Source organism: Citrobacter freundii ATCC 8090 = MTCC 1658 = NBRC 12681 (assembly GCF_011064845.1).
Lineage (GTDB): Bacteria > Pseudomonadota > Gammaproteobacteria > Enterobacterales > Enterobacteriaceae > Citrobacter > Citrobacter freundii.
The window spans coordinates 4,431,661-4,449,885 of sequence record NZ_CP049015.1; the positions used below are offsets into that span (position 1 = coordinate 4,431,661).

Sequence of the window (18,225 nt, forward strand, 5' to 3'; positions counted from 1 at the left end):
CTGGATGAGCAGTCTGCTCATCATATTTATGCAGTAATTGAGATTCCCTCTGAAGCAAGTCCTCAAACTTGTTTGACCTGTGCGAAAAGGATAAAGAGGGCGAATGCGAGGTAAGCGTATGACACGCAAACCCCGTCGCCATGCTCTTGGTGTGCCCGTGCGCAACGGTCCAGATGGGAATCCCTCAGAGCCTGGGGAGGTTCACTGATATGTTGTACGATAAATCCCTTGAGAGGGATAACTGTGGTTTCGGCCTGATCGCCCACATAGAAGGCGAACCTAGCCACAAGGTAGTGCGTACCGCCATACACGCACTGGCCCGTATGCAGCACCGTGGCGCAATTCTTGCCGATGGAAAAACCGGCGATGGTTGCGGCCTGCTGTTACAAAAACCTGACCGCTTTTTCCGCATCGTGGCGCAAGAGCGCGGCTGGCGTTTAGCCAAAAACTACGCCGTCGGCATGATCTTTTTAAATAAAGACCCTGAGCTGGCTGCGGCTTCTCGTCGCATTGTTGAAGAAGAATTACAGCAGGAAACCCTGTCGATTGTCGGCTGGCGCGACGTGCCGACCAACGAAGGTGTTCTCGGTGAAATTGCGCTCTCCTCCCTGCCTCGTATCGAGCAAATTTTTGTTAACGCCCCTGCGGGCTGGCGTCCGCGTGATATGGAGCGTCGCCTGTTCATCGCGCGTCGTCGTATCGAAAAACGCCTCCTGCAAGACAAAGATTTCTACGTCTGTAGCTTGTCGAATCTGGTCAATATCTATAAAGGTCTGTGTATGCCGGCGGATCTGCCGCGCTTCTACCTGGACCTGGCAGACCTGCGTCTGGAATCGGCCATCTGCCTGTTCCACCAGCGCTTCTCCACCAACACCGTACCGCGCTGGCCGCTGGCGCAGCCGTTCCGCTATCTGGCGCACAACGGTGAAATCAACACCATCACCGGCAACCGCCAATGGGCGCGCGCCCGTACCTATAAGTTCCAGACCCCGTTGATCCCGGATCTGCACGACGCCGCGCCGTTTGTTAACGAAACCGGCTCAGACTCCAGTTCGATGGATAACATGCTGGAACTGCTGCTGGCAGGCGGGATGGACATCATCCGCGCCATGCGCTTACTGGTTCCACCGGCATGGCAGAACAACCCGGATATGGATCCGGAGCTGCGCGCGTTCTTTGACTTTAACTCCATGCACATGGAACCGTGGGACGGCCCGGCGGGCATCGTCATGTCCGACGGCCGCTTTGCCGCCTGTAACCTTGACCGTAACGGCTTGCGTCCGGCACGCTACGTCATCACCAAAGACAAGCTGATTACCTGCGCCTCTGAAGTCGGGATCTGGGATTATCAGCCGGATGAAGTGGTAGAGAAAGGCCGCGTCGGCCCTGGCGAGCTGATGGTTATCGATACTCGCAGCGGGCGCATTCTCCACTCCGCCGAAACCGATGATGACCTGAAAAGCCGTCACCCATACAAAGAGTGGATGGAGAAAAACGTCCGCCGTCTGGTGCCGTTCGAAGACCTGGCTGACGATCAGGTCGGCAGCCGTGAACTGGACGATGACACCCTCGCCAGCTATCAGAAACAGTTTAACTACAGCGCTGAAGAGCTGGATTCCGTGATCCGCGTGCTCGGCGAAAATGGCCAGGAAGCGGTCGGTTCAATGGGTGACGATACCCCGTTTGCCGTACTCTCCAGCCAGCCGCGCATCATTTATGACTACTTCCGCCAGCAGTTCGCGCAGGTGACTAACCCGCCGATCGATCCGCTGCGTGAAGCGCACGTTATGTCGCTGGCCACCAGCATCGGTCGTGAGATGAACGTCTTCTGCGAAGCCGAAGGTCAGGCACACCGCCTGAGCTTTAAATCGCCGATCCTGCTGTACTCCGATTTCACCCAGCTTACCACCATGAAAGAGGAGCATTATCGCGCTGACCGTCTGGATATCACCTTCGACGCGACCGAAACTACGCTCGAAGAGACCGTCAAAGCATTGTGCGATAAGGCGGAACAGATGGTGCGCAACGGCACGGTACTGCTGGTACTCTCTGACCGCAACATCGCCAAAAATCGTCTGCCGGTTCCGGCGCCGATGGCCGTGGGCGCAGTGCAAACGCGTCTGGTAGAACAAAGCCTGCGCTGCGACGCCAACATCATCGTTGAAACCGCCAGTGCCCGCGATCCGCACCATTTTGCCGTCCTGCTCGGTTTTGGCGCGACGGCAATCTATCCGTATCTCGCGTATGAAACATTGGGACGTCTGATCGACACTCAGGCGATTGCCAAAGATTACCGGACCGTGATGCTGAACTACCGTAACGGCATCAACAAAGGTCTGTACAAAATCATGTCCAAAATGGGCATCTCGACCATTGCCTCCTACCGCTGCTCGAAGCTGTTTGAAGCCGTTGGTCTGCACGATGATGTGGTTGCGTTGTGCTTCCAGGGCGTGGTCAGCCGTATTAGCGGTGCAGGGTTTACCGACTTCCAGCAGGATCTGCTGAACCTCTCCAAACATGCATGGCTGGCGCGTAAACCTATCAGCCAGGGCGGTTTGCTGAAGTACGTCCACGGCGGCGAATACCACGCCTACAACCCGGACGTGGTACGCACTCTGCAGCAGGCGGTACAAAGCGGCGAGTACAGCGACTATCAGGAATACGCCAAGCTGGTTAATGAGCGTCCGGCGGCCACGCTGCGCGATCTGCTGGCGATTACGCCTGGCGATGAAGCCGTAAGCATTAGCGAAGTAGAACCCGCGACCGAACTGTTTAAACGCTTTGATACCGCCGCCATGTCTATCGGCGCATTAAGCCCCGAAGCACACGAAGCGCTGGCCGAAGCGATGAACAGCATCGGCGGCAACTCGAACTCCGGTGAAGGCGGCGAAGACCCGGCGCGCTACGGCACCAATAAAGTGTCACGCATTAAGCAGGTTGCTTCCGGTCGCTTTGGCGTAACCCCGGCATACCTGGTCAATGCCGATGTCATTCAGATTAAAGTCGCTCAGGGCGCGAAACCTGGCGAAGGCGGTCAGTTACCAGGTGATAAAGTCACCCCGTACATCGCCAAACTACGCTATTCAGTGCCGGGCGTGACGCTGATCTCCCCGCCGCCGCACCACGATATCTACTCTATCGAGGATTTAGCGCAGCTGATTTTCGACCTGAAACAGGTCAACCCGAAGGCGATGATCTCGGTGAAGCTGGTTTCCGAACCAGGCGTTGGTACCATCGCTACTGGCGTAGCGAAAGCCTATGCGGATCTGATCACCATTGCTGGCTACGATGGCGGCACTGGCGCAAGCCCGCTCTCATCAGTGAAATATGCGGGCTGCCCGTGGGAACTCGGCCTGGTGGAAACCCAGCAGGCGCTGGTGGCTAACGGTCTGCGTCACAAGATTCGTCTGCAGGTCGATGGCGGTCTGAAAACCGGCGTCGATATCATTAAAGCGGCAATTCTGGGTGCAGAAAGCTTTGGCTTCGGTACCGGCCCGATGGTGGCGCTGGGCTGTAAATATCTGCGTATTTGCCACCTGAACAACTGCGCAACCGGTGTTGCAACTCAGGATGAGAAACTGCGTAAGAATCACTATCACGGCCTGCCGTTCAAAGTGACCAACTACTTTGAATTTATCGCCCGTGAAGTGCGCGAGCTGATGGCCTCGCTGGGCGTTACCCGCCTGGTGGATCTGATTGGTCGCACCGACCTGCTCAAAGAGCTGGAAGGGTTTACCGCCAAGCAGCAAAAGCTGGAGCTGTCTCGTCTGCTGGAAACCGCCGAACCGCATCCTGGTAAAGCGCTGCATTGCACCGAGAACAACCCGCCGTTTGATAATGGCGTGCTGAACGCCCAGCTGTTACAGCAGGCGAAGCCGTTCGTCGACGAGCGCCAGAGCAAAACCTTCTGGTTCGATATCCGCAACACCGACCGTTCCGTCGGCGCATCGCTGTCGGGCTATATCGCTCAGACGCATGGCGATCAGGGGCTGGCGTCTGACCCGATCAAAGCGCACTTCAGCGGTACTGCAGGCCAGAGCTTTGGCGTGTGGAACGCGGGCGGTGTGGAGCTGTATCTGACCGGCGATGCCAACGACTATGTCGGTAAAGGCATGGCGGGTGGTCTGCTGGCAGTGCGTCCTCCGGTTGGCTCTGCTTTCCGTAGCCATGAAGCGAGCATCATCGGTAACACCTGCCTGTATGGCGCCACCGGTGGTCGCCTGTTTGCTGCGGGTCGTGCGGGTGAGCGCTTTGCAGTGCGTAACTCTGGCGCAATCACCGTGGTTGAAGGTATTGGCGACAACGGCTGTGAATACATGACCGGCGGCATCGTCTGTATTCTCGGCAAAACCGGCGTTAACTTCGGCGCGGGCATGACCGGCGGATTCGCCTACGTACTCGACGAAGACGGTGAATTCCGCAAACGCGTAAACCCGGAACTGGTCGAAGTGCTGAGCGTGGACTCGCTGGCGATCCACGAAGAGCACCTGCGCGGCCTGATTACCGAGCACGTACAGCATACCGGTTCTTCTCACGGCGAAGAGATCCTGGCGAACTGGCCAGCATTCTCGGCGAAATTCGCGCTGGTAAAACCAAAATCCAGTGATGTGAAAGCACTGTTGGGTCACCGTAGTCGTAGCGCAGCAGAGCTGCGTGTGCAGGCGCAGTAAGGGGTAGCAGCAATGAGTCAGAACGTATACCAATTTATCGACCTGCAGCGTGTTGATCCGCCGAAGAAGCCGCTGAAGATCCGTAAGATCGAATTTATCGAGATCTACGAGCCGTTTTCTGAAGGTCAGGCCAAAGCACAGGCAGATCGCTGCCTGTCCTGCGGTAACCCGTACTGCGAGTGGAAGTGTCCGGTGCATAACTACATCCCGAACTGGCTGAAGTTGGCGAATGAGGGACGTATTTTTGAAGCGGCAGAGCTTTCGCACCAGACCAACACCTTGCCGGAAGTCTGTGGCCGTGTATGCCCGCAGGATCGACTGTGTGAAGGATCCTGTACGCTGAACGATGAGTTTGGCGCGGTAACTATCGGCAATATTGAGCGCTATATCAACGATAAAGCGTTTGAGATGGGCTGGCGTCCGGATATGACCGGTGTTCGCCAGACGGACAAGCGCGTCGCCATTATCGGTGCCGGTCCTGCAGGTCTGGCGTGCGCTGATGTGCTGACCCGCAACGGCGTAAAGGCGGTGGTATTTGACCGTCACCCGGAAATCGGCGGCTTGCTGACCTTCGGTATCCCAGCCTTCAAGCTGGAAAAAGAGGTCATGACCCGTCGCCGTGAAATCTTCACCGGCATGGGCATTGAGTTCAAACTCAACGTGGAAGTAGGCCGTGACGTACAGCTCAATGATTTGCTGAAGGATTACGACGCCGTGTTCCTTGGCGTAGGAACCTATCAGTCGATGCGCGGCGGGCTGGAAAACGAAGACGCTGATGGCGTGTTTGATGCCCTGCCGTTCCTGATTGCCAATACCAAACAGTTGATGGGCTTTGGCGAAAGCAGCAATGAGCCATATATCAGCATGGAAGGCAAACGTGTCGTCGTGCTCGGCGGTGGCGATACCGCGATGGACTGCGTGCGCACCTCCGTACGTCAGGAAGCATCGCACGTTATCTGCGCCTATCGTCGCGATGAAGAGAACATGCCGGGTTCGAAACGCGAAGTGAAAAACGCGCGCGAAGAAGGCGTCGAGTTCCAGTTCAACGTCCAGCCTTTAGGTGTGGAAGTGAATGCCAACGGGAAAGTGTGCGGCGTGAAAATGGCGCGCACTGAAATGGGCGAACCGGATGCGAAGGGACGTCGCCGTGCGGAGATCGTCGCTGGCTCCGAGCACGTTGTTCCGGCTGATGCCGTGGTCCTGGCGTTTGGTTTCCGCCCACACAGCATGGAATGGTTGAAAGAGCACAGCGTCGAACTGGATTCACAGGGGCGCATTATTGCCCCGGAACGTAGCGACAACGCTTTCCAGACCAGCAACCCGAAAATCTTCGCCGGTGGCGACATCGTGCGCGGTTCGGATCTGGTGGTCACCGCGATTGCCGAAGGTCGTAAAGCGGCAGACGGGATTCTGAATTACCTGGAAGTGTAATACATCTGGCTCCCCTGACGCTGATAGATGGGGAGCCAATATTCCTCCACTAAATACATGCGGTATCATTTTTCGAAAACCGCTCACAAATACAGCTGTATATTCAGTACATTGAAATTCCGCAGACAGTGTCTGCAGAATCTTACCATTTGGCGCAACTGGCTAAATCTTTCACACTACCCTGGTCGGTGTATGTCCGCCTCTTGTCGGTTAAAAATGCCGATGCCCGAAAATCAACACAATCATCAACACCATAAATAATAACCATGTAAAGATTATACGTAATCGTTTGCTTTATTCTGAGAACTGTATATTATGCGGCGGATTTTTTGGGCAAAATTCATGGAGGCGTTGTGTCGCAGGACAACAATTATAGCCAGGGCCCCGTCCCTCTGGCGGCGCGGAAAGGCGTGGTTCCACTAACATTTGTTATGTTGGGACTTACATTTTTTTCCGCCAGTATGTGGACCGGTGGCACACTCGGTACCGGTCTTTCCTATAATGATTTCTTCCTGGCAGTTCTCTTCGGTAATCTTCTCCTCGGTATTTACACTGCATTTCTCGGTTTTATCGGCGCAAAAACAGGGCTCTCAACCCACCTTCTGGCGCGTTACTCATTTGGTTTGAAAGGTTCATGGCTTCCCTCACTGTTGTTAGGTGGTACGCAGGTAGGCTGGTTTGGCGTGGGTGTGGCTATGTTTGCTATCCCGGTGGGCAAAGCGACGGGAATTGACGTCAATATCCTGATTGCGGTTTCTGGTCTGTTGATGACCCTGACCATCTTTTTTGGCATCTCGGCGCTGACCGTTTTATCTATCATCGCCGTGCCTGCCATCGTCGTTCTTGGCAGCTACTCCGTCTGGCTGGCGGTGAGTGATGTCGGCGGTTTAGACCATTTAAAAGAGATAGTGCCGCAGACGCCGCTGAATTTCTCCACCGCCCTGGCGCTGGTGGTCGGTTCGTTTGTCAGCGCAGGAACATTAACCGCCGACTTCGTTCGCTTTGGTCGCAACGCCAAAGGCGCGGTGCTGATTGCCATGGTGGCGTTTTTCCTTGGCAACTCCTTGATGTTTATCTTCGGCGCTGCGGGCGCGGCTGCGGTTGGACAGGCGGATATCTCTGACGTGATGATTGCCCAGGGACTGCTGCTGCCCGCGATTGTAGTGCTCGGTCTGAACATCTGGACGACTAACGACAATGCGCTGTATGCCTCAGGTCTGGGATTTGCCAATATTACCGGCCTTTCCAGCCGTACGCTGTCGGTGGCTAACGGTATTATCGGCACATTGTGTGCGCTATGGCTTTACAATAACTTTGTCGGTTGGCTGACTTTTCTGTCGGCAGCAATTCCCCCGATTGGCGGGGTGATCATCGCCGACTATCTGCTGAACCATCGTCGCTATGCCGACTTCAGCAAAGCGCAATTTATTTCCGTAAACTGGATAGCGATCCTGTCCGTTGCATTGGGCATTGCCGCAGGTCACTATATTCCCGGTATTGTGCCCGTCAACGCCGTACTTGGCGGCGTATTCAGCTATATCCTGCTGAATCCACTTTTCAATCGCAGCCTTGCTAAATCACCAGAGGTCAGCCATGCAGAATAATAACATCACCCTTCGTCAGGCACGTTTACAGGGACGCGAAGGATTGTGGCAGCTCACGATTGAAAACGGGCGCTTCAGCCGGATTGAGCCACAGGACACCGCCACGTTACCGCAGGGCGAAGTGCTTGATGCCGAAGGCGGCCTGGCCATTCCACCGTTCGTTGAGCCACATATCCATCTGGACACCACGCAAACTGCAGGCGAGCCGAGCTGGAACCAGTCTGGAACGTTATTTGAAGGCATTGAGCGTTGGGCCGAACGTAAGGCAATGCTCACGCACGAAGACGTCAAAGCGCGCGCCATGCAGACGCTGAAGTGGCAGATGGCCAACGGCATCCAGTATGTCCGCACGCACGTTGACGTTTCCGATCCAACGCTGACTGCACTGAAAGCCATGCTGGAGGTGAAGCAAGAAGTCGCGCCGTGGGTAGAGCTGCAAATTGTCGCCTTCCCGCAAGAGGGCATTCTTTCTTACCCCAACGGTGAAGCGCTATTAGAGGAAGCCGTGCGTTTGGGCGCAGACGTCATTGGCGCGATCCCCCACTTTGAATTTACGCGTGAATATGGCGTTGAGTCGCTGCACAAAATTTTCGCTCTGGCGCAGAAATACGATCGGCTTATCGATGTGCACTGCGACGAAATTGACGATGAGCAGTCACGCTTTGTTGAAACCGTCGCGGCGCTGGCGCATCGTGACAATATGGGCGAACGCGTGACCGCCAGCCATACCACAGCAATGCATTCCTATAACGGCGCGTATGCTTCCCGCCTCTTTCGCCTGTTGAAAATGTCCGGCATTAACTTTGTCGCGAACCCACTGGTAAATATTCACCTACAAGGGCGCTTTGATACGTATCCTAAACGTCGCGGCGTAACGCGCGTCAAAGAGATGCTGGAAGCGGAGATCAACGTCTGCTTCGGCCATGATGACGTCTTCGACCCGTGGTATCCGCTGGGCACCGCCAATATGCTGCAGGTACTGCATATGGGATTACATGTGTGTCAGCTGATGGGATACGGACAGATCAACGATGGGCTGAACCTGGTTACCACCCACAGTGCGAAAACCTTGCACCTGCAGGATTACGGTCTGAACGTGGGAAACTCCGGAAATCTGGTGATTTTAGCGGCAGAAAATGGGTTTGACGCGGTTCGTCGCCAGACGCCTGCCCGTTATTCCATTCGTCACGGGCGAGTCATTGCTGAGACAGTGCCAAGCCAGACCACGCTGCATCTGACGCAGCCGGAAGCAGTGACGTTTAAGCGCTAAATTGTTCTATCCAGTGTCGGATGGCACAAGCCTTGCCATCCGACACGGTCTCTCATCGTCAGGCTTGTAATAAGCTGGCGCGCACCTTGATCACGACCTTTTTGATTTCCCCCGGCCCTTCCACCATACAGCCCGGTTTATGCGGCTCGCCCGGCATAAAAATCGCAAATCTTCCCGGCTTCAGTACGATCGCCTGCTCATCGGCAATCTCGCTGCACAGCTGATAGTCATCCTCAACATGCATCTCATCGCACTGGCGAGCAGAATCGGTCATCCCGAACAGAATACGTTCTTCGCCGGACAACAGCACCTGAATATCAATGTACTGCTGATGCAGTTCCGCTTTCTTTTGCTCTGGGCTCTGCGTCGCAAACTGCATGACATTCATAAAAATAGTATCGCCCTGCAACGCGTAGCGCCCTGGGGTCTTCTCCTGAGGATTCGCCGCAATGGCAAGCGTTAATGCCTGCTGCAAGACCGGATGTAATCCGGCAGAAGGCAGTGAACGCAACTCATCTGACATCATAATAAATCTCCCTGGGCCAACAACGCGGCCCCCAGTAATCCAGCATCATGGCGGTAATGCGCTGCCAGTAATTCCACGTGATAGACCAAAGGCTCTTGTGCCAGATAATGTTCCACCAGCGCCAGATACCCTTCAGCCAGCCCAACGCTGCCGCCGATCACCACAATCTGGCAATCGGTCGTGGCCTTCACATCGGCGACAAGCCTTGCCAAAGTACGCGCCGAGCGATGGATCAACCTGCTTGCCTGCTCATCTCCTTGCCCGGCGCTGCTAAAAATGGTTTTGGCATCGCATCCAGCAAGTGTACCTTCGGCTGCAGCCGCGATCCCTCGACCGGAAGCAATCGCCTCGACGCAGCCCACACGCCCGCAGCCGCAGGCCGGTCCATTGAGATCCGCCAGCGTATGTCCTAAGTGTCCAGCCAGACCACCAGACCCGGTGAGTAACTTGCCGTTGCTGATCACGCCGCCGCCGACGCCTGTCGACACGGTGATAAAAACCATGTCGCTTATCTCATCCGCCAGAGCGTGGTATTCCGCCCAGGCCGCTGCCTGTGCGTCATTGACTGCCAGCGTCGGCAGACCGGTGATTTGTTCCAGCGTTTGTGTCAGCGGAAAATGCATCAACCCGCCAAGGTTATGCGGATTCAGCGCCAGTAAAGCCCCCTCACGGATAATCCCCGTCGAGGCGATCGCCACCCGATTAGCACGCCCCTGTAGCGGTGCAACCAGTGCTTGCAGCGCAGCGCGCAGCGCCTCCGGCGTTTTGCTGGCGGGCGTCAGCAATTCACGCCGCTCGCGAATTTGCAGATTACTGTCTAACAGCGCGGCAGCCAGTTTGGTACCGCCGATATCAATTGCCAATGTGGTCATGACACCGCCTTCTGCATCGCGGTGATACGCTTTTTATCCCGTTGCTCAAGTAACGACATACTTCTTCCCTTACGCTAATAGCCCGGTTCAACACCGGGCAATGGGATTAACTTTTGGATTTCACCATGGTGCTTTTGTCACCGCCGAACGGCACAGCCCCGCTAAACGGTCGACCATCAATGGCATCATGCGTACGCAACGCTTCAGGACGCAGCCAGCGCTGTACGCGGGACGGCATATCGAGACCAATCAGCAGGATCACCACAAATGTCAGACCGAAAGAGAGCGATCCCAGCGCCGTGCCCAGATCCAGACGTTGGGCAATCAGCGCGCCGATGATCGGTGCCAGAGCCCCACCCAGTGCGCCCACGTTATAGGTGAAGCCCAGGCCCGCCGCACGCTGGTCGGTATCGAAATAGCCGCCAATCAGTTTTGGTAAGATCCCGGAGATCCCCTGGCCGAGCATTTGCTGGAAAAACAGCAGCAAACCCAGCACCCAGACGTTTGAGCCGCCAATCGCAAATACCGGAATAATCAGCAACTGCGAGGCCAGCAGACTGCAGACATAGGCCTTGCGCGTGCCCAGCCAGTCGCCAAGAAAACCGCCGACGCAACAACCGACCGCCGCGCCAAAACCGCTAAAGAAGAGCACTCTGGCCACAGTGGAAGGATCGTACAGCAGTTCGGTTTTCAGATAGGTTGGCAACAGTGCCTGAATCGGCCACGAGTACAGGAAGGCGAATAGTACGACCACCATCAGCATGACGCCCGTCGGCCAGCGCTTCCCGCTGCTTTGCACCATAAAGCTAATGAAAATAAACGCACATATCAGGCCGAGGACCCCCACGATAGCCGCATTTTGCAGGTCGCCAGCAAAGCAGAACCACAGCGCGGTTGCAGCGGCGATCGTCATCAGAATATTAATTACCCGATGCTCGCCCCGGTAGAGAATATCCACCATCGTGCGCACTGGCGCTTTGCCTTCGTGTTTCTCTTTCCAGTCTTCCGCTTCCGGAATATTTTTACGCAGCCACAGGGCGAAGATAATTGGCAGGATGCCGATGAAGAACAGCGCACGCCACCCCCAGACCGGAACCACCAGGCTGTAGACCTGCGCGGCGATCACCGCGCCAACAGAGAAACCGGAAATCAGGAAGCCACTGGCTTTATTTCGCAGGTGTTTAGGCCAACTTTCAATAACATAGGTTGCACTGGAGCCGTACTCACCCGCCATTCCCATACCAATAACCAGGCGGGCGATAAACATGGTGGTGTAGCCCGGCGCGAAGCCGCAGGCCAGCGTCCCCACGGAGAACAGAATGATGCTGGTGACCATTGCCAGGCGGCGTCCGTAACGGTCGCCCATTGCCCCCAGCATTAACCCGCCAAACCAACGGGAGATAAAGGCGGCCGAGATCAGGCTGGCGGCCTGCACCGTCGTCAGTCCGAATTCGCCCTGCACTTCTGTCAGCACCAGGGCGATTAACACAAAATCGAAACCATCAAGCAAATATCCCAGCCAGGCGGCGGAAAATGCCCGCCATTGTGCCCGATTGAGATGGCGATACCACGGGATGCTCTGGGTAGAAGTACTCATTTTACTCTCCCGACGATCTTTGTTGTTGTGCCGGGTGGTGGCTTTGCCTTACCCGGCTTACGGTCGAAAAATCCAGGCCGGGCAAGCGAAGCGCCCCCGGCGACCCGCGATTACGCCTTTTCCGCCAGCAGTTGGTTTGCCAGCGCTTTCAGTTCCGGCAGATAGCGTTCATCTACCGGAGCAAAGGGTTTACGGCACAGTGGAATAGAAACCACATCCATATAGTGCAGTACTGTTTTCAGGCCGCGGAACACGCCAACCTTAATAAGCAGATCGATAACCTTATTGCACTCGGTTTGCAGCTTTTGCGCCGTGCGGATGTCGCCTTCTTTGAGCGCTTTCACAATTCCCTGATAACGCCATCCCATGATGTTGTAAGTGCTACCGATACCTCCATCTGCGCCTGCTAGCAGTCCAGAAGCGAAGATCTCGTCATAACCGTTATAAAGCACCAGATCGGGATGAGCGCGGCGGATCTGTTCCATCTGATAGAGATCGCCCGAAGTTTGCTTCAGTGCGCCAACGCCCGGCAACGTCACCAGCGTGTTGATCTGATCCAGCGTCAGTTTTACGCCGCTCAGTGCCGGGATGTTATAGACCACCATCGGTAAGCCATCGGCGGAATCAATAATTGCGCGGTAGTGATCGCAGTGCTCTTCAAAGCTGAACGGATAGTAAAACGGCGTGACGGCCGAAACCGCATCAAATCCGTAGCGATGCGCAGCGCTCGCCAGCTGTTGGCTCTCTTCGGTGCTCACCGTGCCAACATGGGCGATCAGCGTCACCTTGCCTTTTGCTTCTTCAGCAACAATTTCCAGAACCTGCTCTCTTTCAGCGCGGTTCTGGACAAAAGCCTCACCCGTTGAGCCACCAACGTAGAGCCCATCGATCCCCTGCCCAATGTTGAAACGCACCAGACGGCGCAGGCTCTCGATGTCCAGTTTCTGTTGGTTATCGAATGGAGTTAATAACGCTGGCATTACGCCTTTTAAATTTCTTGCCATAACGACCTCTGACGATGATTAGTGTTATCTGACTGCATACCTTTATACCTGTTATACCAGATCAAATAAGCAGCAATACAATAGAGAACGCTTATAGTGCGATCTACCTCACTAAACACTTCATCCTTCGAGCCGCCTCTGCGTTGGCTGCGTTCGCTCACCCCTGTCACATAGTTATCTATGCTCCAGGGGACTCGCTCTCTTGCCGCCTTGATGCAACTTGAATGATTTTGGGTTTAAAAGATCGTCAGGATCGCGATTACTTACGCAATTTTTTACTTTTGCTGAAGGCGTGCCAGGTTGCGGAAACGCTATTGAGATGTTCTTGCAGTGCGCGGTCTGCTTCTTCAGGATCGCGCTGACGAATCGCATCGACAATAGCGATATGCTGCTGATAACTCACGTTATTGTGCTCATACAATTCTTGATCGGCAACGGCCGGACGGGCAGCAATTAACCAGTCTAACAGCGCAACATGGATCGCCATAAAGATGGGATTGCCCGGGATCTCCGCCAGTACGCGGTGAAAATCAACGTCCGAACGGATGAACAACGTATTGTCATCGAGCGACTGGCTGTTGATCTCCAACGCTTTCGCCAGCCTGGCGATTTGCTCATCTGTCGCATGTTCGGCGGCGTATCGAACCAGGCTTGATTCAAAGAACAGTCGCAACTGCTCGAAGTGGGCAATGCCGCCGGGATGTGCGAGGAAATCTTTCGCCATACCAGACAGCTCGCTGATGATGGTATCAGCTGAAGGACGCGAAACGCGGGCGCGCTCGCCGTTGTTGATTTGTACCAGACCTTTGCGTTTTAACGCGGCCAGCGCTTCTCGTACAGAAGGACGGCCCACGTTAAAGAAGGCCATCAGCTCCCGCTCAGACGGCAACTGTTCGCCCTCGCCAAATTCCCGACGACGAATCATCTGCTCCAGTTCTTCCTCAACCATTTCAGACAGTTTTTTACGCGCCAGCGGGCGATTGCGTAAGCTACGGCCAATGGTGGATGGAGAGTCTTCAGCTTGCGAATCAAATGCGTTCATAGGGTCCATTCAGCTAAGTCATGGTGACAAACAACAGCGGGTTTATCCTAACACAGGATCGAAAGCAGGGTGAAATGATGGTCGATCCGCCCCCGCTGGCTTATTGATAATATACGTAACAGCAATATTATTTTAAGCGAGTATCTTCCGCCTATTTTTAATTTAATAGTGTTATATCATCTTCATGAAATTTATGAACATTAACGTGATAATTTATCATAACCATCTATTTTATAACGATAAATAATTAAACCCTTGAATTAAAAATAAGATATTCACTCCATAAAAAATGCCCAGAAAAATATAACATCCGTTGGGATAACAGCGTTATTACCGGATTTATCTTCTTCTCTGGCATGGAGTGAAACAATGTTCGGCATCATTATCTCTGTCATCGTTTTATTAACGATGGGTTACCTGATCCTCAAAAACTACAAACCGCAGGTCGTGCTGGCCGCCGCCGGGATCTTCCTGATGATCTGCGGCGTCTGGCTGGGCTACGGCGTGTTGGTCGCTGACGATAAGAGCAGTGGCTATCTACTGGTCGATATTTACAACGAAATTTTGCGTATGCTCTCCAACCGCGCAGCCGGACTGGGGTTATCAATCATGGCAGTGGGTGGTTATGCCCGCTATATGGATAGAATGGGAGCCAGCAGAGCGATGGTTAGCCTGTTAAGCCGCCCGCTCAAGCTAATCCGCTCACCCTATGTTGTGCTTGCCGCCACCTATGTTATTGGTCAGATCATGGCGCAGTTCATTACCAGCGCATCCGGGTTAGGTATGTTGCTGATGGTGACGCTGTTCCCAACGCTGGTCAGTCTTGGCGTGAGCCGTTTATCCGCTGTTGCGGTCATTGCCACTTCGATGTCGATTGAATGGGGCATTCTGGAAACCAATTCTATTTTTGCCGCGCAGGTCGCGGGTATGAAAATCGCCACTTATTTCTTTCAATATCAGTTGCCCGTCGCATCGTGTGTCATTGTCGCCGTCGCCATTGCGCATTTTTTCGTTCAGCGTCAGTTTGATAAAAAAGCCGCACCGGAAAGCAACGGATTTGCTGAACAAAAGATGCTGGAAAACGTACCTCCGCTCTATTACGCCATTCTACCCGTCATGCCGCTGATCCTGATGCTGGGCTCGCTTGCCCTTGCGCAAATGGGACTAATGAAAGCAGAGTTGAATCTGGTGGTGGTGATGTTGATGAGCATGACGCTGACTATGTTTGTTGAATTCCTGCATAAACATAATCTGCGCGAAACGATGGATGATGTGCAGGCTTTTTTTGACGGCATGGGGACGCAGTTTGCCAACGTTGTCACGCTGGTGGTCGCCGGTGAAATCTTTGCGAAAGGGTTGACGACTATCGGGACTGTCGACGCCGTAATAAAAGGCGCAGAGCATTCCGGTCTTGGCGGCATCGGCGTGATGATCATCATGGCGGTGGTCATCGCCGCCTGTGCGATTGTCATGGGGTCAGGCAACGCACCGTTTATGTCTTTTGCCAGCCTCATTCCGGATATTGCCGCCGGGCTGCATATTCCTGCAGTAGTGATGATTATGCCGATGCATTTTGCCACTACGCTTGCCCGCGCGGTGTCACCCATAACCGCTGTAATTGTCGTGACATCAGGTATTGCCGGCGTATCGCCCTTTGAAGTAGTAAAACGTACAGCAATCCCGATGGCAGTAGGATTTGTGGTGAATATGGTAGCCACCATCGCGCTGTTTTACTGATCCCGAAGCCAGAAAACAGAACAGGCCCGAAAGGGCCTGTTTTTTTATTTCACTATTTATTTCACTACGCGCAGCGCCGGACGCCCACCGCGAGGTGGCGGCGGAGTGTCATCAGGATCGTTGTCGTCGCCATTGTCAGGCTTATCGCCATCAATGACCGACATGACTGTTTCACTCTCAAAACCAGACGCGTCGTTGTCGTCATCATTTAAGCTGGCGACATCTTCATCGTAGGCGGCTTCCGGTTCGAACATCGTACCAGCGCCATTTTCACGTGCATAAATTGCCAGAACAGCAGCCAACGGCACAGACACCTGACGCGGCACACCACCGAAGCGCGCGTTAAAGCGCACTTCATCGTTAGCCAGTTCCAGGTTGCCCACCGCACGCGGTGCAATATTCAGAACAATTTGCCCGTCACGCGCATATTCCATTGGAACCTGCACGTCCTGGAGCGTCACATCCACCACCAGATGCGGCGTGAGCTGGTTGTCTAGCAACCACTCATAGAATGCGCGCAGCAGATACGGACGGCGTGGTGTTAGCTGTGGCAAATCCATACAGGTTAACCCCGGCCCAGACGCATTTCACGTTCAGGCTCAGTCAGAGAAGCCAGGAAAGAGTCACGTTCGAAGACGCGAGTCATGTACCCTTTCAGTTCTTTCGAACCTGCACCGTTGAATTCAATACCCAGCTGCGGTAAACGCCACAGCAGCGGCGCCAGGTAGCAGTCTACCAGGCTGAACTCATCGCTCAGGAAGTAAGGTTTCTGGCCAAATACTGGCGCAATTGCCAGCAGTTCTTCGCGCAGACGCTTACGCGCGACTTCGGCTTCAGATGCAGAACCGTTCACGATGACATTCATCAGCGTGTACCAGTCTTTTTCAATACGCTGCATGTACAGGCGGCTTTCACCACGCGCAACCGGGTAAACCGGCATCAGCGGCGGATGCGGGAAGCGCTCATCCAGGTATTCCATAATGATGCGAGATTCCCACAGGGTCAGCTCACGATCCACCAGTGTCGGTACGCTCTGATTCGGGTTGAGGTCGATCAGATCCTGAGGTGGATTGTCCTTCTCCACGTGCTCAATCTCGAAACTAACACCTTTCTCAGCCAGCACAATGCGGACCTGATGGCTATAGATGTCAGTAGGACCAGAAAACAGCGTCATTACCGAACGTTTGTTGGCAGCGACAGCCATGAAAACCTCCAGGTATATTCAGAATTTTTACTGCTACCAGCCACTCAGTGGCCAGCCAGAAGTGATGTCACCCAGACTCGGGAAAGTCATTGCTGTTCAAAATACAAACAAAAAATGAACGATACCGGACATTTGGGCAGAAAATTGGATGATAGTTTACCAGATTTTGTGACCTTTGTGGTGAGTCGATTCTTGAAATGGGGAAAAAGAGGTGGCAATCAGCGGATTACCGTGGATCTGAGGCGAGAAATAACGATAAAAAAACCCGCCAAAGCGGGTTTTTTCGCAAATTGTCGTCTGCCGAAGCAGAGTACAATTAACGTTTGGAGAACTGAGGACGACGACGTGCTTTACGCAGACCGACTTTCTTACGTTCAACCTGACGAGCATCACGGGTAACGAAGCCAGCTTTACGCAGTTCGCCACGCAGGGACTCGTCGTACTCCATCAGAGCGCGGGTGATACCGTGACGGATCGCACCAGCCTGACCAGAGATACCACCACCTTTAACAGTGATGTACAGATCCAGTTTCTCAACCATGTCGACCAGTTCCAGCGGCTGACGAACTACCATGCGGGCAGTTTCACGACCGAAGTACTGTTCCAGAGAACGTTGGTTGATTACGATTTTACCACTGCCCGGTTTGATGAAAACGCGAGCTGCGGAACTTTTGCGGCGACCAGTGCCGTAGTATTGATTTTCAGCCATTGCCTATAATCCCGATTAGATGTCAAGAACTTGCGGTTGCTGTGCCGCGTGGTTGTGCTCGTTGCCAGCGTAAACTTTCAGTTTACGGAACATAGCACGACCCAGCGGGCCTTTTGGCAGCATGCCTTTAACCGCGATTTCAAGCACACGCTCAGGACGGCGAGCAATCATCTCTTCAAAGGTCGCTTGTTTGATACCACCGATGTGGCCGGTGTGGTGATAGTACACTTTGTCAGTACGCTTGTTGCCGGTTACAGCAACTTTGTCAGCGTTCAGAACGATGATGTAATCACCGGTATCTACGTGCGGAGTGTATTCCGCTTTGTGCTTACCGCGCAGGCGCAGAGCCAGTTCGGAAGCCAGACGGCCCAGAGTTTTACCGGTCGCGTCAACAACATACCAGTCGCGTTTTACGGTTTCTGGTTTAGCTGTAAAAGTTTTCATTAAAAGCTTACCCAAATAAATAAGTTACACGTTGGTGAACACCCAAACGTTTTGTCAGTTGAGGTTCACACGACATTGTCCAGCAAACCTACCCCTTCGAATAGCCTATGCCGGC

The 18,225-nt window shown here is 54.1% G+C and carries 14 protein-coding genes and 1 pseudogene; 6 read left to right on the forward strand and 9 right to left on the reverse strand.

The annotated features are described in order from the left end of the window. Positions 1–209 precede the first annotated feature (209 nt). The 5 genes and pseudogenes from gltB (at position 210) to G4551_RS21340 (ending at position 8,975) form a co-directional block, all read left to right on the forward strand. Entirely contained in the window at positions 210–4,670 is a 4,461-nt protein-coding gene (gene gltB / locus G4551_RS21325) for a glutamate synthase large subunit (protein ID WP_003839922.1), read from the forward strand. 12 nt (positions 4,671–4,682) lie between these two features. After that, positions 4,683–6,101 (forward strand): glutamate synthase small subunit, encoded by a 1,419-nt coding sequence (locus G4551_RS21330; protein ID WP_003025096.1) that lies wholly within the window; start codon positions 4,683–4,685, stop codon positions 6,099–6,101. A gap of 95 nt (positions 6,102–6,196) precedes the next feature. Continuing rightward, positions 6,197–6,352 (forward strand): annotated as a pseudogene (locus G4551_RS23915) (DUF1016 domain-containing protein); the annotation flags it as partial. A 102-nt stretch (positions 6,353–6,454) separates the two neighbouring features. After that, the gene (gene codB / locus G4551_RS21335; RefSeq protein WP_003839920.1) at positions 6,455–7,705 is read left to right on the forward strand and encodes a cytosine permease; all 1,251 of its coding nucleotides are present in this window, start codon (positions 6,455–6,457) and stop codon (positions 7,703–7,705) included. Continuing rightward, a complete protein-coding gene (locus G4551_RS21340; RefSeq protein ID WP_003839918.1) occupies positions 7,695–8,975 on the forward strand; it encodes a cytosine deaminase in 1,281 nt (426 codons plus the stop codon). The genes codB and G4551_RS21340 overlap by 11 nt, the downstream gene beginning before the upstream one ends. Positions 8,976–9,033: 58 nt before the next feature. Here G4551_RS21340 and nanQ read toward each other — a convergent pair whose 3' ends face one another. The 5 genes from nanQ to nanR all read right to left on the reverse strand — a co-directional run bounded on the left by nanQ (position 9,034) and on the right by nanR (position 14,025). Next, positions 9,034–9,501 (reverse strand): N-acetylneuraminate anomerase, encoded by a 468-nt coding sequence (gene nanQ, locus G4551_RS21345; protein WP_003839916.1) that lies wholly within the window; start codon positions 9,499–9,501, stop codon positions 9,034–9,036. Continuing rightward, positions 9,498–10,373 carry an N-acetylmannosamine kinase gene (gene nanK / locus G4551_RS21350; RefSeq protein ID WP_003839914.1) on the reverse strand — a complete coding sequence of 292 codons (876 nt, stop codon included), beginning with the start codon at positions 10,371–10,373 and terminating at the stop codon, positions 9,498–9,500. Before nanK ends, nanQ begins: the two co-directional genes overlap by 4 nt. 106 nt (positions 10,374–10,479) lie before the next feature. Then, positions 10,480–11,970, reverse strand: coding sequence for an MFS transporter (locus tag G4551_RS21355; protein WP_003839911.1), 1,491 nt, complete (start codon positions 11,968–11,970; stop codon positions 10,480–10,482). 110 nt (positions 11,971–12,080) lie between these two features. After that, positions 12,081–12,974, reverse strand: a complete 894-nt coding sequence (nanA, locus tag G4551_RS21360; protein WP_003839909.1) for an N-acetylneuraminate lyase — start codon at positions 12,972–12,974, stop codon at positions 12,081–12,083. Positions 12,975–13,233: 259 nt separating this feature from the next. Further along, positions 13,234–14,025, reverse strand: a complete 792-nt coding sequence (nanR, locus tag G4551_RS21365) for a transcriptional regulator NanR (protein ID WP_003839907.1) — start codon at positions 14,023–14,025, stop codon at positions 13,234–13,236. A 360-nt stretch (positions 14,026–14,385) separates the two neighbouring features. On the opposite strand from nanR, the gene dcuC reads away from it, so the two are divergent. Then, complete coding sequence (dcuC, locus tag G4551_RS21370; RefSeq protein WP_003839905.1) at positions 14,386–15,753, forward strand: anaerobic C4-dicarboxylate transporter DcuC; 1,368 nt, start codon at positions 14,386–14,388, stop codon at positions 15,751–15,753. 56 nt (positions 15,754–15,809) lie between these two features. Here the strand turns inward: dcuC and sspB are convergent, their stop codons facing one another. From sspB to rplM, 4 genes are all read right to left on the reverse strand, one after another. Then, positions 15,810–16,313, reverse strand: a complete 504-nt coding sequence (gene sspB, locus G4551_RS21375; RefSeq protein WP_003025130.1) for a ClpXP protease specificity-enhancing factor — start codon at positions 16,311–16,313, stop codon at positions 15,810–15,812. Positions 16,314–16,318: 5 nt separating this feature from the next. Further along, positions 16,319–16,957: a stringent starvation protein SspA gene (gene sspA / locus G4551_RS21380; RefSeq protein WP_003025132.1), complete on the reverse strand. Its 639-nt coding sequence runs from the start codon at positions 16,955–16,957 to the stop codon at positions 16,319–16,321. A 316-nt stretch (positions 16,958–17,273) separates the two neighbouring features. Further along, positions 17,274–17,666, reverse strand: coding sequence for a 30S ribosomal protein S9 (rpsI, locus tag G4551_RS21385; protein WP_003025138.1), 393 nt, complete (start codon positions 17,664–17,666; stop codon positions 17,274–17,276). Between the two features lie 15 nt (positions 17,667–17,681). Then, a complete protein-coding gene (rplM, locus tag G4551_RS21390) occupies positions 17,682–18,110 on the reverse strand; it encodes a 50S ribosomal protein L13 (RefSeq protein ID WP_003025141.1) in 429 nt (142 codons plus the stop codon). Between the last annotated feature and the right edge of the window lie 115 nt (positions 18,111–18,225).

Coding starts and splice junctions, on each gene's coding strand:
- gltB (WP_003839922.1), top strand. CDS start 210: ATGTTGTACGATAAATCCCTTGAGAGGGATAACTGTGGTTTCGGCCTG.
- G4551_RS21330 (WP_003025096.1), top strand. CDS start 4,683: ATGAGTCAGAACGTATACCAATTTATCGACCTGCAGCGTGTTGATCCG.
- G4551_RS21340 (WP_003839918.1), top strand. CDS start 7,695: ATGCAGAATAATAACATCACCCTTCGTCAGGCACGTTTACAGGGACGC.
- nanQ (WP_003839916.1), bottom strand. CDS start 9,501: ATGATGTCAGATGAGTTGCGTTCACTGCCTTCTGCCGGATTACATCCG.
- nanK (WP_003839914.1), bottom strand. CDS start 10,373: ATGACCACATTGGCAATTGATATCGGCGGTACCAAACTGGCTGCCGCG.
- G4551_RS21355 (WP_003839911.1), bottom strand. CDS start 11,970: ATGAGTACTTCTACCCAGAGCATCCCGTGGTATCGCCATCTCAATCGG.
- nanA (WP_003839909.1), bottom strand. CDS start 12,974: ATGGCAAGAAATTTAAAAGGCGTAATGCCAGCGTTATTAACTCCATTC.
- nanR (WP_003839907.1), bottom strand. CDS start 14,025: ATGGACCCTATGAACGCATTTGATTCGCAAGCTGAAGACTCTCCATCC.
- dcuC (WP_003839905.1), top strand. CDS start 14,386: ATGTTCGGCATCATTATCTCTGTCATCGTTTTATTAACGATGGGTTAC.
- sspB (WP_003025130.1), bottom strand. CDS start 16,313: ATGGATTTGCCACAGCTAACACCACGCCGTCCGTATCTGCTGCGCGCA.
- sspA (WP_003025132.1), bottom strand. CDS start 16,957: ATGGCTGTCGCTGCCAACAAACGTTCGGTAATGACGCTGTTTTCTGGT.
- rpsI (WP_003025138.1), bottom strand. CDS start 17,666: ATGGCTGAAAATCAATACTACGGCACTGGTCGCCGCAAAAGTTCCGCA.
- rplM (WP_003025141.1), bottom strand. CDS start 18,110: ATGAAAACTTTTACAGCTAAACCAGAAACCGTAAAACGCGACTGGTAT.